We start from the raw sequence: 22,880 nt of genomic DNA, 5'->3' as shown, positions 1-22,880 counted from the left end.
ACCGACATCATGAAACAACTGCAAGACGCATACATCGTTGCCGCGACCCGCACGCCGATCGGCAAGGCACCCRAGGGCGCGTACAAGAACACCCGCCCGGACGACCTGCTGGCCACCATCCTGCGCGCGGCCGTGGCGCAGGTGCCCAATCTCGATCCGAAGTTGATCGAAGATGCCATCGTCGGCTGCGCGATTCCCGAGGCACAGCAGGGCCTGAACGTGGCGCGTATCGGCGCGCTGCTGTCCGGCCTGCCGAACACCGTGGGCGGCATCACCGTCAACCGTTTCTGCGCCTCGGGCGTGTCGGCGGTGGCGATGGCGGCCGACCGCATCCGCGTGGGTGAATCCGATGTGATGATCGCCGCCGGCGTGGAATCGATGAGCATGGTGCCGATGATGGGCAACTCGCCGTCGATGTCGCCGTCGATCTTCGAGCGCGACGAGAACATCGGCATTGCCTACGGCATGGGCCTGACCGCCGAGAAGGTCGCGCAGAAGTGGCAGGTCAGCCGCGAGGATCAGGATGCCTTCTCGCTCGCTTCGCACCAGAAGGCGATCCGCGCGCAGCAGGCCGGCGAGTTCAAGGACGAGATCACCCCGGTGGATATCGTCGAGAAATTCCCCAACCTGGCCAGCGGCCAGGTCGACGTGAAGACGCGCACCCTGTCGCTCGACGAAGGCCCGCGTCCGGAGACCTCCATCGAAGGCCTGGGCAAGCTGCGCCCGGTGTTTGCCAACAAGGGCAGCGTCACCGCCGGCAACAGCTCGCAGACCTCGGACGGCGCCGGCGCGCTGATCCTGGTTTCGGAAAGGATCCTCAAGCAGTTCAACCTGGTACCGCTGGCGCGCTTCGTGTCGTTCGCGGTGCGCGGCGTGCCGCCCGAGATCATGGGCATCGGCCCGAAGGAAGCGATTCCCGCGGCGCTGAAGGCAGCCGGCCTGACGCAGGACCAGATCGACTGGATCGAGCTGAACGAAGCCTTCGCCGCGCAATCGCTGGCGGTGATGCGCGACCTGCAGCTGGACCCGGCCAAGGTCAACCCGATGGGCGGCGCCATTGCACTGGGCCACCCGCTGGGCGCCACCGGCGCGATCCGTTCGGCCACCGTAGTGCACGCGCTGCGCCGCAACAACCTGAAGTACGGCATGGTGACCATGTGCGTCGGCACCGGCATGGGTGCCGCAGGTATCTTCGAGCGCGTTTAAACGCGCCACAAAGAGCAGGTGCGTCACGGCGGCGAAACACGCCGCTTGCCAACGTCCTGCTCCCCTCTCCCGCTTGCGGGAGGGGCCGGGGGAGAGGGCCGGCGCATCGGTTCGGCGCCGGCGACTGAATACCATCCTCTCCCCGGAACCCCCGATCAGGTGAAGAATGCAGTGCCATAACAAGGAGACAGCTGCCGCCTCGACGCGGCTCACCTGACAGGGAGGAGACAACCAGATGCAGGAGACAGTCATTCTGGCCGACGCCGCGTGCGATATGCCTCGCGCGCTGATGGCCGAACTCGGGGTACAGACGGTGCCGTTCCGCATTCGCGCGGGCGACCGCTTCGTGGCCGACGTGCGCGACGAGCCCGCCTTGCCGTCGCTCTACGAGCAGTACCTGGTGGGAAAGCAGGACCATTACGCCGAATCCGTTCCCTTGCTCGAGCGCGAAATCGAGGACCACATGCTCAGGCATGTGGTCACTTCGTGCGATCGCGCGTTACTGCTTACCATCGCCAGCACGCGCAGCAAGCTGTACGCGCACGCCACCGGCGCCGTCGTCGGCACTGTGGCCAAGAGCTTCAAGCTGCGCAAGGACGCGGGGCGCACGGGGCTGTTCGAGTTGACGGTGATCGATACGGGTGCGATCGGCCCGGGCCAGGCGCTGATCGTGCGCGAAGCGGCCCGCATGCTGAACGGCGGCGCCAGCGCGCAGGCCGTGGTGGAAGCCGTCGAGTCGCGCCTGCGCGATGCCGCGCACATGTTCCTCGTGCCCGACGAGTTGCTCTACATGTACACGCGGGCCAGGCAAAAGGGCGAGAACAGCATCACGTGGGGACGCTATATGCTAGGCAGCGCTTTCAATATCCGCCCCATCGTGCATATGCATCGCGGCCAGACCGAGCCGGTGGCCAAGGCGCGCGGCGCGGACGAAGGCATGCGCCGCGTGATGGCGCATGCGGAGCATTGCATTCGCAGCGGGCGATTGCTGAGCCCGGCGGTGGCGCTCAGCTATGCGGGGCCTCCGGAGGCGATACGCGCCCTGCCGGCCTTCCAGTCGCTTGCGCGCACCGCGCAGCAGCACGATGTGGAACTGATGCTGGCGCCGATGAGCCTGACGGTGGCGCTCAACGTCGGAGCAAAGGCGTTCGGGATGAGCTATCTTTGCGAAGAACCGCCGCCGCTCGAATAAGTGGAATAAGTGGAATAAGCGGGTTTATTTCCCTGCGAAGGGGAAGGCGGACAAGTCAACCAGGCAGTAAGGAGAAGACGATTTCATGAGCATCCTGACCACTATCGAACAAGGCATCCTGACCATCGAGTTCGATCGTCTCGACAAGAAGAACGCCATCACCGCGGCGATGTACCAGGCCATGGCCGACGCACTGCGCGCCGGCGATGCCGATCCCGCCGTGCGCGTGATCGTGATCCGCGGCAAGGCGGAAGTCTTTACCGCGGGCAACGACCTTGAGGATTTCATGCAGCGCCCGCCCACCTCGGGCGAAGGCGATCAGCCGGCACCGGTGTTCCAGTTCCTGCAGCAGATCAGCCAGGCGAGCAAGCCGCTGGTGGCGGCGGTAAGTGGCCCGGCGGTTGGCGTGGGCACCACGATGCTGCTGCATTGCGATCTGGTTTATGCCTCCGAGACGGCGAAGCTGTCGCTGCCGTTCGTGCAACTGGGCCTGTGCCCGGAGGCGGCATCGAGCATGCTGTTGCCGCGCCTGCTGGGTCACCAGCGCGCCGCCGAGAAATTGCTGCTGGGCGAGGCCTTCGGCGCGCAGGAAGCGCTGCAGATCGGCCTGGTGACGCGCGTGCTGCCGGTGGCGGAGTTGCACGATTTCGTGCAGCAGCAGGCGCGCAAGCTGGCCGCGCTGCCAGCTTCGTCGCTGCGGGAAACCAAGCGGCTGATGAAGGGCGGCGACAAGGCGGCCGTGCAAGCGAAGATGGCGGAGGAGGGCGAGGTGTTCCGGCGCATGCTGCACGCGCCGGAAGCCAAGGAAGCCTTCAAGGCGTTCTTCGAGAAGCGCCGCCCGGACTTCTCGCGCTTCCATTGAGCCTGCGGGCGTCCCTGGCCGATACGGCGGATGGGCGGCCCCCGCCGCTGCCGCCATTTGCGCGGCATCAAGGCCGAGGCCAAGGTCAGGGCGTCGCCCATTCGCGCAGCAGGTTGTGGTAGACGCCGGTGAGGCGCACCACGGTGGCGTGTCCATGGCCAAGCGCATGCCCGATTTCCTGGATGGCGGTATCCAGGTCGAACAGGAGGGCGCGCTGGCGGGCGTCCCGCAGCAGGCTCTGGATCCAGAAGAACGCGCATAGCCGCGTGCCCCGGGTCACCGGGCTGACACGGTGCAGGCTGGAAGCCGGATACAGGATCATGTCGCCGGCGGGTAGCTTGACCTCGTGCGTCCCATAGGTGTCCTCGATGATCAGTTCGCCGCCGTCGTAGTCGTCGGGCCCGCACAGGAAGAGCGTGGCCGAGATGTCCGTGCGGATGCTGTCCGAGCCGTCTGGAAGGTAGCGGATGGCATTGTCGACATGGGTGCCGAAGGATTGTCCGCCCGCATAGGCGTTGAACAGCTTGGGATAGATCCTGGCCGGCAGCGCCGCCGAGAAGAACAGGGGATGGCGCCGCAAGGCCTGCTCGATCATTGCGGCGATGTGCCTGCCCTGCGGGGAGTCGTGCGGCAATTGCAGATTGTCCTTGGCGAGGGAGGACTGGAATCCTGCGGTCGCCTTGCCGTCGGCCCAGTTGGCCTCCGTCAGCAGGCTCACGCTTTCCCGTACCTGTTCCGGCGTCAGGACGCCGGGTATGTGAATCATCATTTGGCTGACCCCGGCGCGTGGCGTTAGAAGGAGTAGACGGCCGACAGCACCGCGAACCGGCCATCGCCATACTCGATCGCGGACGAGCGCGATGCGCTGCCAAGCGTCTGGCGCACCCGCTCCACATAGGCCTTGTTGAACAGGTTGTCGATGTTGAGCTGGAACTTGAGGTTCTTGTTCGGGGCGTAGCCGAGCATGGCGTTGTGCACCAGGTAGGCACCAAGCGTGCCGTCCCCCACCGACGTCACGTTGCGCCTGCCGATGAAGCGTGCGCCGTAGCCCAGCGTCCAGCCCGCTGGCAACTGGTAGGTGGTCCACAGGCTGAAGGAGTGCGCCGGTGTGTTGGCCAGCGCCTTGCCTTCGCGCTCGGGCAGCGACAGTGACTTGAGTGTCTTGCTGTTCAGGTAAGTGTAGTTGGCGAAAACGTCCCAGTTCGGCGTCACCTTGCCGGCCGTGCCCAGCTCGACGCCGCGCACGCGCTGCTCGCCGGCCAGGGCGTAGCTGCCATCGGAGAGGCGTTCGCGCGTGTTGTCCTTGTCGACCTGGAACAGCGCCGCGTTCAGCCCCAGGCGCCGCTCCATGAACTCCCATTTGCTGCCGAGCTCATAGGTCTTGTTTTTCTCGGGCGCCAGTCCCCCCGTGGCTTTGTTCACGCCCGAGCCGGTGCTGACCAGGAACTCGGCGGACGGGTTGAAGGACGTGCCGTAGGCGAAATAGATCCTGCCGTTGTCCGTGGGCTTGAACACCAGGCCCGCCCGGCTGCTGAGCTGGTTGGTGGTGCTGTCCGCGCGGTCGGTCGCCTTGCCCAGCGGCGTGCTCTCGGCGCTGCCATCTATCCAGTCGTAGCGCAGGCCGAGGTTCAGGTCCCAGTGCTTGCCCAGGGCGATGGTGTCAAGCGCGTACAGCGCCTTGACGTCAAGCCACGTCTTGTTGCGCGCGCTGTCGCGCCGGTTGGTGGGCGCGCTCCAGTAGCCTGGCGGGCTGGAGAGATCGAAACCGTTGGCGGGATAGTATTTGGCGAGATTGTAGGAATAGGTAGTCCGGTCGTAAGTCTCGCGTGAGATTTCGAAGCCACTGACCAGGGTGTGTCCCAGCCCCAAGGTGGCGAAGCGGCTGGTCAGGTTGGTCTGGTTGATCCACAGCTCGGTGGCCGAGTCGCGGCCATAGCCCTGCGGTCCGGCCGGCAGGTAGCGGCCCGGCGGCAGCCCCGCCTGGTTCACGTGCGAGGCCGAGATCACGGTGTCGCGGTGCAGGCGCGAATAGCGGGTCAGGTTCTGCAGCTTGAGGTTGTCGTTGAATTCGTGTTCGAACCTGACGGTGGCAGCGTCGGTGGTGATGTTCTCCCGGTCCACGTTGCGCCAGCCGAAGTAGGCGTGCCGGCTGACGCCCGCGAGCCGCTGGCCGTTCAGCGCCGGCACGCCGTAGTCGGGCAGGTTGTCGTCGCGCTGGTGGAAATAGCTCAGCGTGAGGCGCGTCGGCGATTGCATGCCGAAGGTGATCGACGGCGCGATGCCCCAGCGGCGGCGTTCGAGGGCGTCGCGCCCCGGCACGTCGTTTTCGTGCGCCATCAGGTTCAGGCGGACGACTGCCGCGGGCCCGTTCCACGGCAGCGGCTGGTTGGTATCCAGGGTCAGGCGGTGGAAGCTGGCCGTGCCGAGCCCGCCGCCGACGTGCGTGAACCTGTCCGCCTTGGGTTGCTTGCTGATCATGTTGATGCTGCCGCCGGTGGTGCCGGCGCCGCCGAAGACCGAATTCGGCCCCTTGATCACCTCGACCGCTTCGAGGTTGAAGAGGTCGGAACGGTTGTTCTGCCCGCTGTCGCGCAAACCGTCGATCTGCATGTTCGCGTTGGCGCTGAAGCCGCGGATATTGATGCTGTCGCCGGAGCCGCCGCCGCCCTCGCCGGCGTTGAAGGTGATGCCGGAAACGTTGGAAAGCGCCTGCCGCAAGCTCAAGGCGTTCTGCTCCTCCAGCACGTGCTGCGGCACCACTGTGATGGTCTGGGGCGTATCGAGCAGCGGCGCCGCGTATTTGGCCGAGCCGGAGGCTTCGACCTTGGAACCGGGTGCCTGCGTTCCCGTGACGGTGACCGGCGCCAGTTCGATGTGTTTGCCTTGCCGTTGCAAATCGTCTGCCAGGACTGGTGTGGCGCAGGCCGCGGCCAGGACGACGGAAGCGAGAGGGCGCCGTGGCGGCAGCGCGGCAGACCTGATGTACGAACGCATGCAATTCTCCTTAAATGAAAATGATAATCATTAGCATTTAAGGATCTGAGGCGAGCCGAAACAATCAGAAACGGCTGCATGTGCGTGCGGAAATTTCCGCTTTTCCTCGCGGGCGTTCAGAGCATTCAGAGCCGACGCTGAACCCTCGCGCCGGCGCCCCGCCAGGAATGCCTGACAGGGGAGCCGGCTTCAGGCGGCCGCTTATATCGCTGGCAACACCCGCGGTTGCCTTGTGTCGTCTGTCGCCACATAGGTCAGGATAGCTTCGGTCACCTTGACGATCTCGTGGCTGTGGCGCATGCGCTGCGCATAGACTTCCACCGACACGGTGATCGAGGTGCGACCCGTCTTCTCGATATCGGCGTAGAAGCTCACCAGATCGCCGACAAAGACCGGATGCTTGAACAGGAAGGAGTTCACCGCCACGGTGGCCACGCGGCCCTGGGCGCGTTCCACCGCCGGGATCGAGCCGGCGATGTCCACCTGGGCCATGATCCAGCCGCCGAAGACGTCGCCGTGCACATTGGCGTCCGCCGGCATGGGGACCACGCGCAGGGCGGGATTCTTGCCAGGAGGCAGGCAGGGGAGGGCGTTGGCTTGGTTCATGATGGCTTGAGGCTGGATAGGGTTGGGGCGGGGTAGCAAGGGCTGCGGCGGGGTGCCGGCGCGCCGGCGCGCATGCCGGAGTGACCTTGCCGCCGTGCGGTCCGGGCGTCGAGGCGGTTCCGTGACGGGGATAAGCGGCGTGGCGCCGGCTAACAAAGACGATCTCTGCCACAATCGCATATTCGCCCGAATTCTAACGTATGCGACGCTACTCTACGTCGGCCGAGCCGTCCTCCGCCCAGCCTTCCTCCCTCTTCGGCAAATCCAACGTTCCGCGCAGCGACTGGCAGACCGTGCGCAACCTGTTGCCCTATGTCTGGCACTACAAATGGCGCGTGATGCTTGCGCTGGTGTGCCTGGTGGCGGCCAAGGTGGCAAACCTGGGCGTGCCGGTCCTGATGAAGAAGCTGGTGGACAACATGAACGTGCCCGCCGGCAGCGCTACCGCACTGCTGGTGGTGCCGGTCGGGCTGATCGTCGCCTATGGGGTCCTGCGGCTGTCGGGGACCTTGTTCACCGAATTGCGCGAGATCCTGTTCTCCAAGGTCACGCAGAGCGCGGTGCGCGAGATCGCCCTGCAGGTGTTCCGCCACCTGCACGCGCTGTCGCTGCGTTTTCACCTGGACCGGCAGACCGGCGGCATGAGCCGCGACATCGAGCGCGGCACGCGCGGCATCCAGTCGCTGATCTCGTATTCGCTCTACAGCATCCTGCCGACGCTGGTCGAGATGGGGCTGGTGATGGGATTCTTTATCCTGCACTACGACATCTGGTTTGCCGCCATCACGGGCTGCGCGCTGGTGAGCTATATCGTGTTCACCATCGTCGTGACCGAGTGGCGCACGCATTTCCGCCGCAGGATGAATGAGCTCGATTCCCGCGCGAACCAGAAGGCGATCGATTCGCTGCTCAACTTCGAAACCGTCAAGTACTTCGGCAACGAGGAGTACGAGGCCCGCCGCTACGACGAGAACCTGCTTACCTACCGCACGGCGGCGATCCGCTCGCAGAACTCGCTGTCCTTCCTGAATTTCGGCCAGCAGGCCATTATCGCCACCGGGCTGATCCTGATCCTGTGGCGCGCCACCGTGGGCGTGGCGGCAGGCAAGCTCACGCTGGGCGACCTGGTGCTGGTGAACACGCTGATGATCCAGTTGTACATCCCGCTGAATTTCCTCGGCGTGATCTACCGCGAGATCAAGCAGGCCACCACCGATATGGACCGCATGTTCGTGCTGCTGGGCACCAACCGCGAGGTGGCGGACGCGCCGGGCGCGCAGGCCTTGCGCGTGAGCGGCGCCGCCGTGCGCTTTGCCCATGTGGGCTTTGGCTACGAGAGCAACCGCGTGATCCTGGACGATGTGGACTTCACCATCGCGGCGGGCACCACCACCGCGGTGGTGGGACATAGCGGCTCGGGCAAGTCCACGCTGGCGCGGCTGCTGTTCCGCTTCTACGACGTGGGCAGCGGCGGCATCGAGATCGACGGCCAGGATATCCGCGCGATCACGCAGGACAGCCTGCGCCGCGCCATCGGCATCGTGCCGCAGGACACCGTGCTGTTCAACGACAGCATCTACTACAACATCGCCTACGGCCGTCCCGACGCCAGCCGCGACGAGGTCATCGAGGCAGCGCGCGCGGCCCAGATCGACGCCTTCATCCGCGAGTTGCCGCAGGGCTACGATACGCCCGTGGGCGAACGCGGCCTCAAGCTGTCGGGCGGGGAAAAGCAGCGGGTGGCGATCGCGCGCACGCTGCTGAAGAATCCGCCCATCCTGGTCTTCGACGAAGCCACCTCGGCGCTGGATTCGCGCACCGAACAGGCCATCCAGGCCGAGCTGATGCGGCTGGCGCAGAACCGCACCACGCTGCTGATCGCGCACCGGCTTTCCACCGTGGTGCACGCCGACCAGATCCTGGTGATGGATCACGGCCGCGTCATCGAGCGCGGCACGCATGCCGAACTGATGCGGCTGGATGGCCGCTACGCCGAGATGTGGCGCATCCAGGCCCGCAGCGCGGCGGATGGCGAGGCGCCGGTGGAGGATGTCTCCCTGGCCATTGAAGCAGGCGACGCCACGCAGGATGCCTGATCCGCGCCGCCGAGCGCCGCGGGCGGCAGGATAAATTGTCAACAATTTATCCTGGCAAACCGTATCGACATATCCGGGTGCACGAATTTGGTTCGACAATAAGTGGCGCAATCGCCCCGTGTTGGTGCGCGATTACATGGCATGCGCCTTGCAGACGAACTCTCCAGGAAGACGACCAACAGGAGAGAGTTCAATGCCGCTATTCCGCGCCGCCACCCAGTTCGATGCCATTGCCGCTTGCGTTGGCGCCCAGCGTACCGATGCCGGAACCGGCGCAGCCGCGTCCCCGGCGCGCCGCCGCCTGTTGCAGCTTGGCATGGCGCTCGGTACCGCCCTGGTGCTGTCGACACAATTCGCCGGCGAGGCGCACGCCCAGACCAAGGTGCGCTTCCAGCTCGACTGGCGCTTCGAAGGCCCGTCGGCGCTGTTCCTGCTGGGCGAGCAGAAGGGCTACTACAAGGCCGAGAAGCTGGATGTATCGATCGACGCCGGCAACGGCTCGGGCAACGTGGTCAACCGCGTGGCCTCTGGCACCTACGACATGGGCTTTGCCGACCTGGCCTCGGTCATGGAGTTCTACGGCAACAACCCGGACGCGAAGAACAAGCCGGTGGCCGTGATGATGGTCTACAACAACACGCCGGCGGCCGTGCTGGCGCTGAAGAAGTCCGGCATCAAGGCCCCGCACGACCTGGCCGGCAAGAAGCTCGGCGCCCCGGTATTCGACGCCGGCCGCCGCGCCTTCCCGATCTTCGCCAAGGCCAACGGCCTGCAGGCATCCAGCTTCAACTGGCAGGCCATGGACCCGACGCTGCGCGAGACCATGCTCACGCGCGGCGACCTGGACGCCATTACCGGCTTTTCCTTCACCTCCATCCTCAACCTCAATGCGCGCGGGGTGAAGGACGAGGACATCGTGGTGCTGCCCTATCCGCAATTCGGCGTGAAGCTGTATGGCAATGCCGTGATCGCCTCTGAAGACTTCCTCAAGAAGAACCCGGACGCCGTGAAGGCCTTCCTGCGTGCCTTCGCGAAATCGGCCAGGGACGTGATCGCCAGGCCCGAAGACGGCATCAAGGCCGTCAAGGCGCGTGACGGCATCATCGACGAGAAGCTCGAGACCAGGCGCCTGAAGATGGCGCTGGACAGCGTGGTCAGGTCGCCCGACGCACGCGCCGAGGGCTTCGGCCGGGTCAACAAGCCGCGCCTGTCGCTGATGGCCTCGCAGGTRGCCGATGCCTTCGGYACCAAGGGCCGSATCAACCCSGACAMSCTSTGGACCGACGCCTACCTGCCKTCGGCCGCCGAACTGGATGTGCTGCGATGACGGTAGCCAACGCATTCCTGCGCGCCGGGGCCACGGCCCCGGCGGAACTGTCCGCCGAACCGGCTGCGCGACCCTTCGTCGATTTCAACCGGGTCTGGCTCGCCTATAACGACGAGCTTGCCCGCAAGGGTGAGTTCGCGATCGAGGACATCTCGCTGCAGGTGGAGCCGGGCGAGTTCATCGCCATCGTGGGGCCCTCCGGCTGCGGTAAGTCCACCTTCATGAAGCTGGCCACGGGGCTCAAGCCCGCCACGCGTGGCGTGGTCAAGATCGCCGGCGAGAAAGTCACCGGGCCGCTCAAGATGGTGGGCATGGCCTTCCAGGCGCCGACGCTGCTGCCGTGGCGCACCACGCTGCAAAATGTCATGCTGCCGCTGGAGATCGTGGAGCCTTACCGCTCCACGCTGCGCCAGAAGCGCGAGGAATACACGGCGCGGGCGCGTGAGTTGCTGCGCACCGTGGGGCTGGCCGGCTACGAGGACAAGTATCCGTGGCAACTCTCCGGCGGCATGCAGCAGCGCGCTTCGATCTGCCGCGCGCTGATCCACGAGCCGCGCATGCTGCTGCTAGACGAGCCCTTCGGCGCGCTCGACGCGTTCACCAGGGAGGAGCTGTGGTGCGTGCTGCGCGACCTGTGGCAGGCGCAGCGCTTCAACGTGATCCTGGTGACTCACGATTTGCGTGAAGCCGTGTTCCTGGCCGATACCGTCTACGTGATGAGCCAGCGCCCCGGCCGCATCCTGACGCGCAAGGAGATCGACCTGCCGCGTCCGCGCGACCTCGATCTGACCTATACCGAACCCTTCGCCGAACTCGTGCACTCGCTGCGCGAGAAGATCGGCCACGTACGGCAGCACTGACCATGAGCACGTTTTCTTCCCCGATGAGCGCGGCCCGGCAGCGCCGCGTGCAGCGCGTGGCGCCGTGGCTGCTGCTGGCTACGTTTCTGTTGCTCTGGCAGGGCGCTTGCCTGGTGTTCAACGTGTCGGACTTCATCCTGCCCAGTCCGAGCGCGATCGTCTCATCGCTGTTCGCGTATTGGGACGTGATCGCGGGCCATGCATGGCGGACCTTCTGGACCACCATGGTCGGCTTTGGGCTCGCCATTGTCGTGGGCGTGGTGCTGGGTTTGCTGATGGGGTCGTCCAGGCTGGCCTATGCGGCGGGCTATCCGCTGATGACGGCGTTCAATGCCTTGCCCAAGGCGGCGTTCGTGCCGATTCTGGTGGTGTGGTTCGGGCTTGGCGCCGGCCCGGCGATCCTGACGGCGTTCCTGATCTCGTTCTTCCCGATCATGGTCAATATCGCTACCGGGCTGGCTACGCTGGAGCCGGAACTGGAGGATGTGCTGCGCGTACTTGGTGCAAGGCGCACCGATGTGTTGCTCAAGGTTGGCCTGYCGCGTTCGATGCCTTACTTCTTTGCTTCGCTGAAGGTGGCCATTACTTTGGCGTTCGTGGGGACTACCGTGTCGGAGATGAGCGCCGCCAATGAAGGCATTGGCTATCTGCTGGTCTCGGCCGGCTCGGCGATGAAGATGCCGCTGGCATTTGCCGGCCTGGTGGTGATCGCCGTGATGGCGATGGTGATGTATGAGTTTTTCGCGGTGGTGGAGAAGCGGATGACGGGGTGGGCGCATCGGGGGTGAAGGGGGATTGAGTGCGAGTGGGGTTCGTTTGGGCGGCGTTGGGTTTTGCACCCGACAGCGACCAACCCCGCAGGGCGACGTCATACGGCTCTTTGGCCCAAACGCCAACGCGGAAAAAACAAGACCAATCAATCACGCATAATCCAAAGGCAAAGCAGTCGTGTACTTGATCTGCTCCATAGCAAAACTAGAACTAACATCCGCCAGCTCGGCCCCCTGGATCAGCTTCTTGTACACGCGGTCATACGCCGCAATATCCGGTACCACCACGCGCAGCAGGTAATCGGTATCCCCAGCCATGCGGTAGAACTCAGTCACCTCGGGGATCGAGGCGACCAGGTCGTGAAACGTCTTGAGCCATTTGACGCTGTGCTGGCTGGTGCGGACCGAGACGAATACCGTCACGCCCACATTCAGCAGCGCGGGATCCAGCAGCGCCACGCGCTTGCGTATTACTCCGCTCTCTTCCAGCTTCTGCACGCGCCGCCAGCACGGCGTGGAGGTGAGGCCCACTCGTTCCCCAAGCTCCGCCACAGGCACGGTCGCGTCCTCCTGAAGGGCGGAGAGTATCTGGCGGTCATAACGGTCCATGGCAAATCCTGTTGGCGCGCAGCGTACTCCCGGTGCCTGGCTCTGCGCCAGCCGCAAGACTCAGGCCGCGTCCACCAGCAGGTTCACACCGCTGCAGATGTGTTCCTGGTCCACCCCATAGATATGCAGCGACACGGCCACCGCGTCGCTGTCGTTGCCGAGCGCATGGATATGACGCAGCCCAGCCGGCACGCTGAAGGTATCGCCCACCGTGCGCGTGATCTCGCCGCACGGATGCGCCTGCCGCTCTTGCGCGTCCCAGCGGTAGTGGCGCTCATGCAGCGTGCCGCGCAGCACCCGGTAGGCGCACCAGGTCTGGTGTCCGTGCACCGGGCTGTGCTGCCCTGGCCGCCAGACGATCAGCATGGCGGAGAAGCGCGCCAGCGGATCGGCGTGCACAAGGTGGCGCACATAGCCCTCGGCCGCGCCTTCGCGCAGCGATTCCGGCAGCAGCGCCAGCAGCGTGGCGGCGTCCGGCAGGCTGGCTTCGATGCCTTGCGCCACCATGCGCGCGCTGGCGGCGAAGGCGGACGACATGCCGTCGGACAGCGGGGCAAAGAGATCCGGCTGGCCGTCGGCCGCGTCGAGGGTGCCAAGGACGCCGACGCTACGTGCGTGGCTGGCAATATCGGTAACGACGGCTTGCTGGGTGGCCATGACGGGCTCCTTATTGGTTTGCGACCATCATAGCGTCGGTCCCGTAGCAAGGACGTGCGTCTTGTCGTGCAAATCTGGATGTAAGTGTAATATTATTCTAATAAAATTCAACTAAATAGAATGTTATTCCTGGCGGTGGCGAAACCGCGGGAAGCCGGGGGATAATGCCGCCTCATGGAAATCAAGTGGCTTGAAGACTTCGTCAGCCTGGCCGAGACGCACAGCTTCTCGCGCTCGGCCGAGCAGCGTCATGTGACGCAGCCTGCGTTCTCGCGCCGGATCCAGTCGCTCGAGTCCTGGGTGGGCACGGAACTGATCGACCGCTCCAGCTATCCCACCAGCCTGACGCCGGCGGGCAAGGTGTTCTACGAGCAGGCGCTGGCCATGCTGGCCCAGGTCAGCGAGACCCGGGCGCTGATGCGCGGGCAGCGCTCTGCCAATGCCCAGGTGCTGGAATTCGCCGTACCGCACACGCTCTCGCTGACCTTCTTCCCCGAATGGCTCAAGGCCGTGGAGCGCGAGATCGGTACGCTGCCGTGCCGCCTGCGCGCGCTCAACGTGCACGACGCGGTCCTGGCGCTGGTTGACGGGGGCTGCGACCTGGTGATGGTCTACCACCATGCCCGCCAGGCCATCCAGCTCGACCCGGCACACTACGACATGCTGGTGCTCGGCATCGAGCGGTTGTCGCCGTACAGCGTGCCGGACGCCGCCGGCAAGCCGCTGTACCGCCTGCCAGGTACGGACAAGAAGCCGGTGCCTTTCCTCAGCTATACCCCCAATGCCTTCCTTGGCCGCATGGTCGACATGCTGCTGGCCGAAACCACGGACGCGCTCAAGCTGGACAAATGCTACGAGACGGACATGGCCGAGGCGCTCAAGGTGATGGCGCTGGCGGGGCACGGCATGGCCTTCCTGCCGGAGAGCGCGGTGCGCGAGGAGCTGGCCCAGCACCGGCTGGTGCGGGCCGAAGCGGCGCGCGGGGCGCCGATGTCGATCGACATGGAAATCCGCCTTTACCGGGAGAAGCCGGGTGAACACGTCAGCGAGCGGCGCAGCGCGCAGGTTCGCAGCAAGCGCCAGCTGGTGGACCGGGTCTGGTCCTCGCTCGCGGCGCAGAGCTTGCCCGCGCAGCCGGGCACCTGATCCGGCGCGGTTGCCATGGTGGGGGGCCGCACAGGCCCGCCGGCAAGGTTATGCAATCCGTGCATAATGGGATGATCAAACGGCATTGGCTTCGGCAGTACCGCCTCCCCTAAGCTGGCGGCACCTTCACACCGGAACCAAACGATGTCTTCCGCAGCACCGTCCAATCCTGCCGTCAAGAACCATTCCCTGCCTTCCTACTTGAACGCCGAGGACCTCGGCCCCTGGGGCATTTACTTGCAGCAGGTCGATCGTGTCACGCCGTATCTGGGTTCGCTGGCCCGCTGGGTCGAGACCCTCAAGCGTCCCAAGCGCGCCCTGGTGGTCGATGTGCCCATCGAGATGGACAACGGCACCATTGCCCACTTCGAAGGCTATCGCGTGCAGCACAATATGTCGCGCGGCCCGGGCAAGGGCGGCGTGCGCTTCCACCAGGACGTGACGCTGTCGGAAGTGATGGCGCTGTCGGCATGGATGTCGGTCAAGAATGCTGCGGTCAACGTGCCTTACGGCGGTGCCAAGGGCGGTATCCGCGTCGATCCGCGCACGCTGTCGCGTTCGGAGCTGGAGCGTGTGACGCGCCGCTACACCAGCGAAATCAACTTCATCATCGGACCCAACAAAGACATTCCGGCACCCGATGTCAACACCAATGAACAGGTGATGGCATGGATGATGGATACCTATTCGATGAACTCCGGCAGCACCTCCACCGGCGTGGTCACGGGCAAGCCGATTTCGCTGGGTGGCTCGCTGGGCCGCCGCGAGGCCACGGGCCGCGGCGTGTTCGTGGTGGGTTCCGAGGCTGCCCGCAACCTGGGCATGGACATCAAGGGTGCGCGCGTGGCGGTGCAGGGTTTCGGCAATGTGGGTGCCGTGGCCGCCAAGCTGTTCCACGAAGCCGGCGCCAAGGTGGTGGCGGTGCAGGACCATCGCACCGCGTTGTACAACCCCGCCGGCCTGGACGTGCCCGCCATGATGGAATACGCCTCGCATAGCGGCACCATCGAAGGCTTCCAGGGCGAGACCATTTCCGCCGAGCAATTCTGGCAGGTGGATTGCGAAATCCTGATCCCGGCCGCGCTGGAAGGGCAGATCACCGCCCGCAACGCGCCCCACATCAAGGCACGCATGGTCATCGAAGGTGCGAACGGCCCGACCACGCCCGAGGCCGACGACATCCTGCGCGAGCGCAATATCCTGGTGGCGCCGGACGTTATCGCCAATGCCGGCGGCGTTACGGTTTCCTATTTCGAATGGGTGCAGGATTTCTCCAGCTTCTTCTGGACCGAGGAAGAGATCAACCAGCGCCTGGTACGAATCATGCAAGAGGCATTCCGTGCGATCTGGCAGGTCGCTCAGGACAACAAGGTTACCTTGCGCACGGCCGCCTTCATCGTGGCCTGCACGCGGATTCTGCAGGCGCGCGAAATGCGCGGCCTCTATCCCTGATGCAAGGCGCGGCTTGCCGCCGCGGCATCGCTGAGTAGCGATGCTGCGATGCAGCAACCGATTTGGCATTGGTAACGCGGCTGCCGGGCTTCCCGGCAGCCGCGTTGTCGTATGTGCCCGCTTCCCCCTCGCACGTGGGGCAAGCGGATCCCGCGCTGCCGGACTGGCCGCCTGGCGCGCAGGAACAAGGGCTTTGCGGGAGTGGAGGGAGGCCTCGGTTTTGCCCCGCAAACCATGCCCCGATTGGCTCTGTTAGGGGAAAAACCCGTTGTCTTGAGTGCGTGCGTGCGCAATACTATTTCGTCGGCGGGTGGTTTTTTGTTAGAGTCCCGCCTTTCTCTTCATGGTCAAGGAGATGTTATGAATGTTGCCAAGTTGGCTTCCCTGATGATTGCTGCTGGCGTGCTGTGCGGAACCGCGCAAGCTGCGGAGCAACTGACGGGCACGCTGCAGAAGATCAAAGACACCGGTGTGATTACGCTTGGCGTTCGTGAGTCGTCGATTCCGTTCAATTACAACCTCGGCGGCGTGCGCCAGGTCGGCTATTCCTACGATATCAATGTCAAGATCGTGGAAGCCATCAAGGACCAGCTGAAGCTGCCGAACCTGCAGGTCAAGGAAATCCCGATCACCTCGCAGAACCGTATCACACTGCTGCAGAACGGCACCATCGACATCGAGTGCGGTTCCACGACCAATAACCTCGAGCGCCAGAAGCAGGCYTCGTTCACCACCAGCATCTTCATCATCGGCACCCGTATCATGGTGAAGAAGGATGGGGGCATCAAGGACTGGGCCGACCTCAAGGGCAAGAACGTGGTGACCACCGCCGGCACCACCTCGGAACGCCTGTTGCGCAAGATGAACGATGACCAGAAGCTGGGCATGAACATCATCAGCACCAAGGATCACGGCCAGTCGTTCCTGACGCTGRAGTCGGGCCGCGCCGTCGCCTTCATGATGGACGACGCGCTGCTGTACGGCGAACGCGCCAAGGCCAAGAACCCGGCCGACTGGATTGTGGTGGGCAAGCCGCAATCGCGCGAGTCCTATGGCTGCATGATCCGCAAGGATGACGCACCGTTCAAGAAGCTGTCGGACACCGTGATCAGCGGCATGATGAAGGATGGCTCGATCAACACGCTGTACACCAAGTGGTTCCAGCAGCCGGTACCGCCCAAGGGGCTGAACCTGGACTTCCCGCTGTCGGAAGACATGAAGGCGCTGTTCAAGACGCCGAACGACAAGGCGCTTGACTGATACTGGGATTCCGGTTGTGTGAAACGGAAGGCATGTCCTTCCGTTTCTTTTTGAGGACACATCATGAACTACAGCTGGCATTGGGGTGTATTCCTCGAACAAGCGGCCCAGAACGAGACSTACCTGGACTGGATGATTTCCGGYCTSAAGGTSACSMTYGCRCTSGGCCTSTCSTCGTGGRYCATCGCCCTCGTCATCGGMTCSGTGCTCGGCGTGCTGCGCACGGTGCCCAACAAGTGGCTGTCCGGCCTGGCCGCGACCTACGTCGAGATCTTCCGCAATATCCCGCTGCTGGTGCAGTTGTTCATCTGGTATTTCGTCATGCCCGAGCTGTTGCCCGGTGGCGAGGCGATCAAGCAGATGAACCCGTTCGCGCAGCAGTTCATTGCCGCCATGCTCTGCCTGGGCACGTTTACCGCGGCCCGGGTTTGCGAGCAGGTGCGCTCGGGGATCTACTCGCTGCCGCCCGGCCAGAAGAACGCCGGCCTGGCGATGGGTTTCACGCTGGCCCAGACTTACCGCTACGTGCTGTTGCCCATGTCGTTCCGCGTCATCGTGCCGCCGCTGACCTCCGAGTTCCTGAACATCTTCAAGAACTCCGCGGTGGCGTCGACCATCGGCCTGCTGGAACTGGCCGCCCAGGGGCGCCAGCTGGTGGACTACACGGCGCGCCCGTATGAGTCCTTCATTGCGGTGACGTTGATGTACGCGCTGATCAATATCGTCGTCATGCTGCTCATGCGCTGGGTCGAAGGCCGCACCCGCGTGCCTGGCTTCATCGGCAGCAAGTAAGGGGAGACGTCATGGCATATTCATTTGATTTCAGCTCGATCAACCCGACCACGCTGGAAGTGCTCGGCGAGGGCATGCTTGTCTCGCTCAAGATCACCGTCACGGCGGTGGTGGTCGGCATCGTCTGGGGAACCATCCTGGCGATGATGCGGCTGTCTTCCATCAAGCCCCTGAACTGGTTCGCGCAGGGCTACGTCACCATCTTCCGGTCGATTCCGCTGGTGATGGTGCTGTTGTGGTTCTTCCTGATCATCCCGCAGCTCCTGCAGAAGACGTTCAACCTGTCGCAGGCGTCGGACCTGCGCATGACCTCGGCGCTGATCGCCTTTGCCTTGTTCGAGGCGGCGTACTATTCCGAGATCATCCGGGCGGGTATCCAGAGCGTGTCGCGCGGGCAGATGTTTGCCGCGCAGGCCATGGGCATGACCTACGGGCAGGCGATGCGGCTGGTGATCCTGCCGCAGGCCTTCCGCAACATGGTGCCGCTGCTGCTGACCCAGGGCATCATCCTGTTCCAGGATACGTCGCTGGTGTACGTGAGCGCGCTGGCGGATTTCTTCGGCCAGGCCTACGGCATCGGCGAGCGTGACGGCCGCATCGTGGAGATGCTGCTGTTCGCCGGCCTGGTGTATTTCATTATCTGTTTCTCCGCATCGCTGCTGGTTAAGCGTTACCAGAAAAAGGTGGCCGTATGATCGAAATCAATAACGTCTCCAAGTGGTACGGCGCCTTCCAGGTGCTGACCGATTGCACCACCAAGGTCGCCAAGGGCGAGGTGGTGGTGGTGTGCGGCCCGTCGGGTTCCGGCAAGTCGACGCTGATCAAGACCGTCAATGCGCTCGAGCCGTTCCAGAAGGGTGACATCATCGTGGATGGCACTTCGGTGGGCTCGCCCAAGACCAACCTGCCCAAGCTGCGTTCGCGGGTTGGCATGGTGTTCCAGAACTTCGAGCTGTTTCCCCACCTGTCGATCACCGAGAACCTGACCATCGCCCAGATGAAGGTGCTCGGCCGCTCGAAAGAGGAAGCCACCGCCAAGGGCCTGAAGTACCTGGACCGGGTGGGCCTGAAAGCCCAGGCGGCGAAGTATCCTGGCCAGTTGTCCGGCGGCCAGCAGCAGCGCGTGGCGATTGCCCGCGCGCTGTCGATGGATCCGATCTGCATGCTGTTCGACGAACCCACCTCGGCGCTGGACCCGGAGATGGTCAACGAAGTGCTGGACGTGATGGTGCAACTGGCGCAGGAAGGCATGACCATGATGTGCGTGACCCACGAAATGGGTTTTGCCCGCAAGGTGGCCAACCGCGTGATCTTCATGGACCAGGGCAAGATCGTCGAGGACTGCGCCAAGGAAGAGTTTTTCGGCAATATCGACGCGCGCTCCGAGCGGGCCAAGCAGTTCCTGTCGAAGATCCTGCATCACTGATGATGGGTCAAAACCATCAGGCATGACGAAGGCTGTCACTCCCTCTCCCCTCAGGGGGAGAGGGTTGGGGAGAGGGTTGGGGAGAGGGGGGGCTTAGCCAGGAGCCACTGGAGACGAAGCCAACGGTTTTATCCAGCGCGCGGCGGCATTTGATGCGTCCGCCCTCTCCACCGGCTTGCTCTCCCGCAGGCGGGAGAGGGGAGTCCACATTCCCGGATTCAACTCCCACTGCAATCGCGCCTCACAGTATCCGRCTCGCCGACTGGAAATCGGCCGCCTGCAGCGTCAGTTCCCGCATGGCGCCGACCAGCGGCCGCGAATCGTCGCGCCGCCATTGAAAAGAGTAGGCAAGGGGAAGCAGCGGCGGATCGCTGCGCAGGATGCGCAGCGCCCCGCGTTTCGCCAGCGATTGCGCCCAGCTCTGGGGCAGGATGCCGACACCTATTCCTTCGACCAGCATCCCGGCCACGGCGCCCCAGTGATTGCAGACGATGCGCCGTTCCGGCAGGCTGCCCCGGCCATCCAGCCATTCATCGAGCAGGCGCGTCACGCCCGAGCCGGTTGGCAAGGTCACCAGGGGCCTGTCGCCGAGGGTTTCCGGGCTGACCGGGGCGGAGCGGCCAGTTGCCTGTGCCGACATGCACCAGACAAATTTCGCTTGTGCTATCGCATGGGAAGCAACAGTGCCGCGCGTTGACTTGCCGGCCACCACGGCGAAATCGAGCTCGCCGTCTTCGACGCGCTTTTCCAGCGCCTCGCCAATGCTGACATGGGTTTCCAGTTCCAGGCCGGGATGTGCCTCGGTGATCATCCGCACCAGCCGCGGCAGCCAGGTCAGCGCGGTGAGTTCTCCCACGCCGAAGCGGCATTTGCCATGCAGGCCCGCCACGGTGCCGATCTCGATGCGCAGTTCGTCGGCCGCGCGCAGCAGCGCATGGGCGCGCGGAACCAGCCGGTTGCCGGCGTCGGTGAGGGCCGCCTTGTGCCCGCTTCGATCGAACAGTGCCTGACCCAGCGAATCCTCGAGCTCGGCGATGCGCTTTGAGAGCGATGACAGGGAAAGATGCAGTCGCTGGGCCGCAATGGCGAAGCTCGAGCAGGTGGCCGCCCAATAGAATGCCTCGAGTTGTTTGAGGGTCATGATCTGGTGAGATCAGGCCGGCCGGCGCGKGGCGCGCCGGCTTCTCCGCAGCGTTTTCCCCTGGCTGGCGATGCCTGATACTAATTGAATAAAAGAGAACATAGTATCGGAAATAAATTCGCTTTATGGAATAAAGAGGCCGGCATAGAGTGCGTGTCATCGATCCGCACCCATACCCCGACCATGACTTCAGCCACGGATGCCACCGGCTCCACCCGGCCTACCAACCGCGGCTTCGCCGCCCCGCTGAAACAGGCCTCGCGCGAGTTGCAGCGCATCCTGTCCCTGGATGATTTCGAGCACGCTGCCAGGCGCCGTCTGCCACGGCCGATCTATGGCTATATCGCGGGCGCGGCGGAAGACAACCGCTCGCGCCAGGAAAACCGCGCATCCTTCGACGACTACGCGCTGAGCACGCGCGTGCTTGTGGACGTATCCCGGCGCACCCAGAGCGTGGAGCTCTTCGGCAAGACCTATGCCTCGCCCTTTGGCATTGCGCCGATGGGACTGAGCGCGCTGTCGGCTTACCGCGGCGATATCGTGCAGGCGCGCGCGGCGCAGGCGGCCTGCATTCCGATGGTGCTGAGCGGCTCGTCGCTGATCCGCCTTGAAGACGTGTTCGCGCAGGCCCCGGATGCCTGGTTCCAGGCCTATGTGCCGGGCGACGCGGCACGTATCGATGCCCTGCTGGACCGCGTGCAAGCCTCCGGCTGCCGCACCCTTGTCGTGACCGTGGACATTCCGGTCGCGGGCAATCGCGAGAACAATGTGCGCAGCGGGTTCTCAACGCCGCTGCGGCCCAGCCTGCGCCTGGCGTACGACGGCATCACCCGCCCGAAGTGGCTGGCCGGCACGTTCGCGCGCACGCTGCTGCGCCACGGCATGCCGCATTTCGAGAACTCCTTTGCCGAACGTGGGGCGCCGATCTTGTCGGCCAATGTGCTGCGCGACTTTTCCGCGCGCGACCATCTGGACTGGAGCCACCTCGAGCATATTCGCCGCCGTTGGAAGGGCGTGCTGATCGTGAAGGGAATCCTCGGCGCGCAAGACGCCACGCTGGCCCGCGACAAAGGTGCCGATGGCATCGTGGTATCGAATCACGGCGGCCGGCAGCTCGACGGGGCAGTGGCCCCCTTGCGCGTGCTGCCCGAGATCGTGGCGGCGGTTGGCACGCTGCCGGTGATGATGGACGGCGGCATTCGCCGCGGCACCGACGTCCTGAAGGCACTGGCGCTCGGCGCGAAGCTGGTATTCGTCGGGCGGCCCTTCAACTACGCCGCATCCGTGGCGGGCGAAGCCGGCGTGACGCACGCGATCAACCTGCTGCGCGACGAAGTCGACCGGAACATGGCCATGCTGGGAGTTCGCCAGTGCGCCGAGCTGAGTCCGGCCTTGCTACATCACCGCTGACCGCTGACCGCTGACCGCTGACCGGTCGTCGGTCCATTCCAGACTACTATCAAGGAGACCGCATATGAACAGGCATTCTTTTCTCAAGCTGTGCACTATTGCCATCTGCGCCGCCGGTGCGCCGGCGATCCATGCCCAGTCCTACCCCACCAAGCCGGTGCGGCTGGTGGTGCCGTTCTCTCCCGGCGGCACGACCGATATCGTGGCCCGCGTGATTTCGGCGCCGCTGAGCAAGGAACTGGAGCAAACGGTAGTGGTGGAGAACAAGGCCGGGGCAGGCGGCGTGCTCGGCGCGGCCGAGATCGCGAGGGCCAACCCGGACGGCTACGCGCTGGGCGTGGCGACGGTGTCCACCACGGCCACCAATCCAGCCATCAACCCGAAGATTCCCTACGATCCGCTCAAGGACTTCACGCCCATCATCAATATCGCGGCGACGCCCAACGTCCTTGCGGTGCATCCTTCGTTCCCGGCGAAGAACTATCAGGCCTTCATCGCCGAGCTGAAGAAGAACCCGGCCAGGTACAGCTATGGCACGGCAGGCACCGGCTCCATCGGGCACCTGCAAATGGAGCTCTTCAAGAGCCTGGCTAACCTGTCGATCATGCATGTGCCCTACAAGGGCTCGGGTCCGGCGCTGAACGACGCCGTGGCCGGGCAGGTGGGGGTCGTCTTCGATAACCTGCCGTCCGCGCTTCCCTTTATCAAGGATGGCCGGCTGATTCCCATTGTCGTGTCCGCGCCGGCGCGGGTGGCACAGCTGCCGAACGTTCCCACCTTCAAGGAAGTCGGCCTCGAGCCTGCCAACCGCATGGCGTTCTACGGCATCTACGGCCCGAAGGCGCTACCGCAGGCCGTGGTGGAGCGCGTCAACGTGGCGGTGAGGAAATCGCTTCAGGATCCCGCCGTGCGCAGCCGCATCGAAGCGACGGGATCCCTGGTGGTGGCCAATACGCCCGAGCAGTTCCGCCAGCAGATCGCGCAGGAATACGAAATCTACAAGCGTACGGTAGCCGTGCAGAAACTCACTCTCGACTGAGGGCTGGCAGGGATCGGTGCCACAGGGGCATCCGG

General features: G+C 64.4%; 21 protein-coding genes. 15 read left to right on the top strand and 6 right to left on the bottom strand.

Features of this window, described 5'->3' with window-relative positions:
• The first annotated feature begins 6 nt into the window (after nt 1–6).
• The 3 genes from AC1DN0_RS07745 to AC1DN0_RS07735 all read left to right on the top strand — a co-directional run bounded on the left by AC1DN0_RS07745 (nt 7) and on the right by AC1DN0_RS07735 (nt 3,260).
• Nucleotides 7–1,206, top strand: a complete 1,200-nt coding sequence (locus tag AC1DN0_RS07745) for an acetyl-CoA C-acyltransferase (protein ID WP_477145639.1) — start codon at nt 7–9, stop codon at nt 1,204–1,206.
• Between the two features lie 235 nt (nt 1,207–1,441).
• The gene (locus AC1DN0_RS07740) at nt 1,442–2,398 is read left to right on the top strand and encodes a DegV family protein (RefSeq protein WP_441629197.1); all 957 of its coding nucleotides are present in this window, start codon (nt 1,442–1,444) and stop codon (nt 2,396–2,398) included.
• An 85-nt stretch (nt 2,399–2,483) separates the two neighbouring features.
• Nucleotides 2,484–3,260 (top strand): enoyl-CoA hydratase, encoded by a 777-nt coding sequence (locus AC1DN0_RS07735; protein ID WP_441629195.1) that lies wholly within the window; start codon nt 2,484–2,486, stop codon nt 3,258–3,260.
• Nucleotides 3,261–3,345: 85 nt separating this feature from the next.
• Here AC1DN0_RS07735 and AC1DN0_RS07730 read toward each other — a convergent pair whose 3' ends face one another.
• The 3 genes from AC1DN0_RS07730 to AC1DN0_RS07720 all read right to left on the bottom strand — a co-directional run bounded on the left by AC1DN0_RS07730 (nt 3,346) and on the right by AC1DN0_RS07720 (nt 6,860).
• A complete protein-coding gene (locus AC1DN0_RS07730; RefSeq protein WP_441629193.1) occupies nt 3,346–4,029 on the bottom strand; it encodes a Fe2+-dependent dioxygenase in 684 nt (227 codons plus the stop codon).
• A 23-nt stretch (nt 4,030–4,052) separates the two neighbouring features.
• A complete protein-coding gene (locus AC1DN0_RS07725; protein WP_441629191.1) occupies nt 4,053–6,254 on the bottom strand; it encodes a TonB-dependent receptor in 2,202 nt (733 codons plus the stop codon).
• A gap of 201 nt (nt 6,255–6,455) precedes the next feature.
• Nucleotides 6,456–6,860: an acyl-CoA thioesterase gene (locus AC1DN0_RS07720; protein WP_276287028.1), complete on the bottom strand. Its 405-nt coding sequence runs from the start codon at nt 6,858–6,860 to the stop codon at nt 6,456–6,458.
• 200 nt (nt 6,861–7,060) lie between these two features.
• On the opposite strand from AC1DN0_RS07720, the gene AC1DN0_RS07715 reads away from it, so the two are divergent.
• The 4 genes from AC1DN0_RS07715 to AC1DN0_RS07700 all read left to right on the top strand — a co-directional run bounded on the left by AC1DN0_RS07715 (nt 7,061) and on the right by AC1DN0_RS07700 (nt 11,931).
• On the top strand, nt 7,061–8,956 hold the full coding sequence (locus AC1DN0_RS07715; RefSeq protein ID WP_441629188.1) for an ABCB family ABC transporter ATP-binding protein/permease: 1,896 nt from the start codon (nt 7,061–7,063) through the stop codon (nt 8,954–8,956).
• Between the two features lie 193 nt (nt 8,957–9,149).
• Entirely contained in the window at nt 9,150–10,283 is a 1,134-nt protein-coding gene (locus AC1DN0_RS07710) for an ABC transporter substrate-binding protein (RefSeq protein ID WP_477145636.1), read from the top strand.
• A complete protein-coding gene (locus tag AC1DN0_RS07705; protein WP_441629184.1) occupies nt 10,280–11,143 on the top strand; it encodes an ABC transporter ATP-binding protein in 864 nt (287 codons plus the stop codon). The genes AC1DN0_RS07710 and AC1DN0_RS07705 overlap by 4 nt, the downstream gene beginning before the upstream one ends.
• Nucleotides 11,144–11,145: 2 nt before the next feature.
• Complete coding sequence (locus AC1DN0_RS07700) at nt 11,146–11,931, top strand: ABC transporter permease (protein ID WP_477145635.1); 786 nt, start codon at nt 11,146–11,148, stop codon at nt 11,929–11,931.
• Nucleotides 11,932–12,063: 132 nt separating this feature from the next.
• Here AC1DN0_RS07700 and AC1DN0_RS07695 read toward each other — a convergent pair whose 3' ends face one another.
• Nucleotides 12,064–12,522 (bottom strand): Lrp/AsnC family transcriptional regulator, encoded by a 459-nt coding sequence (locus tag AC1DN0_RS07695; RefSeq protein WP_276288686.1) that lies wholly within the window; start codon nt 12,520–12,522, stop codon nt 12,064–12,066.
• A 60-nt stretch (nt 12,523–12,582) separates the two neighbouring features.
• Nucleotides 12,583–13,179 carry a cysteine dioxygenase family protein gene (locus tag AC1DN0_RS07690; RefSeq protein ID WP_441629180.1) on the bottom strand — a complete coding sequence of 199 codons (597 nt, stop codon included), beginning with the start codon at nt 13,177–13,179 and terminating at the stop codon, nt 12,583–12,585.
• Between the two features lie 174 nt (nt 13,180–13,353).
• Here AC1DN0_RS07690 and AC1DN0_RS07685 point away from each other — a divergent pair, with 174 nt between their 5' ends.
• The 6 genes from AC1DN0_RS07685 (at nt 13,354) to AC1DN0_RS07660 (ending at nt 19,255) form a co-directional block, all read left to right on the top strand.
• Nucleotides 13,354–14,325 (top strand): LysR family transcriptional regulator, encoded by a 972-nt coding sequence (locus AC1DN0_RS07685; RefSeq protein WP_045237830.1) that lies wholly within the window; start codon nt 13,354–13,356, stop codon nt 14,323–14,325.
• 144 nt (nt 14,326–14,469) lie between these two features.
• Nucleotides 14,470–15,777, top strand: coding sequence for a Glu/Leu/Phe/Val family dehydrogenase (locus AC1DN0_RS07680; protein WP_276288689.1), 1,308 nt, complete (start codon nt 14,470–14,472; stop codon nt 15,775–15,777).
• Nucleotides 15,778–16,137: 360 nt separating this feature from the next.
• Nucleotides 16,138–17,037 carry a glutamate/aspartate ABC transporter substrate-binding protein gene (locus tag AC1DN0_RS07675; RefSeq protein WP_477145634.1) on the top strand — a complete coding sequence of 300 codons (900 nt, stop codon included), beginning with the start codon at nt 16,138–16,140 and terminating at the stop codon, nt 17,035–17,037.
• 63 nt (nt 17,038–17,100) lie between these two features.
• Complete coding sequence (locus AC1DN0_RS07670) at nt 17,101–17,829, top strand: amino acid ABC transporter permease (RefSeq protein WP_477145633.1); 729 nt, start codon at nt 17,101–17,103, stop codon at nt 17,827–17,829.
• Nucleotides 17,830–17,840: 11 nt separating this feature from the next.
• Nucleotides 17,841–18,524: a glutamate/aspartate ABC transporter permease GltK gene (gene gltK / locus AC1DN0_RS07665; RefSeq protein WP_276286617.1), complete on the top strand. Its 684-nt coding sequence runs from the start codon at nt 17,841–17,843 to the stop codon at nt 18,522–18,524.
• The gene (locus AC1DN0_RS07660; RefSeq protein ID WP_276286616.1) at nt 18,521–19,255 is read left to right on the top strand and encodes an amino acid ABC transporter ATP-binding protein; all 735 of its coding nucleotides are present in this window, start codon (nt 18,521–18,523) and stop codon (nt 19,253–19,255) included. The genes gltK and AC1DN0_RS07660 overlap by 4 nt, the downstream gene beginning before the upstream one ends.
• A gap of 241 nt (nt 19,256–19,496) precedes the next feature.
• Here AC1DN0_RS07660 and AC1DN0_RS07655 read toward each other — a convergent pair whose 3' ends face one another.
• Nucleotides 19,497–20,396, bottom strand: a complete 900-nt coding sequence (locus AC1DN0_RS07655; RefSeq protein WP_441629176.1) for a LysR family transcriptional regulator — start codon at nt 20,394–20,396, stop codon at nt 19,497–19,499.
• Between the two features lie 183 nt (nt 20,397–20,579).
• Between AC1DN0_RS07655 and AC1DN0_RS07650 the strand changes: the two genes are divergently transcribed.
• A complete protein-coding gene (locus tag AC1DN0_RS07650) occupies nt 20,580–21,806 on the top strand; it encodes an alpha-hydroxy acid oxidase (protein ID WP_441629174.1) in 1,227 nt (408 codons plus the stop codon).
• 64 nt (nt 21,807–21,870) lie between these two features.
• Nucleotides 21,871–22,845: a tripartite tricarboxylate transporter substrate binding protein BugE gene (locus AC1DN0_RS07645; RefSeq protein WP_441629172.1), complete on the top strand. Its 975-nt coding sequence runs from the start codon at nt 21,871–21,873 to the stop codon at nt 22,843–22,845.
• Nucleotides 22,846–22,880: the final 35 nt, after the last annotated feature.

It is taken from the genome of Cupriavidus sp. 05N39 (assembly GCF_056397325.1).
The sequence above is the reverse complement of the archived record's forward strand: the minus strand, read 5'-3'. Positions and strand labels throughout refer to the sequence as shown.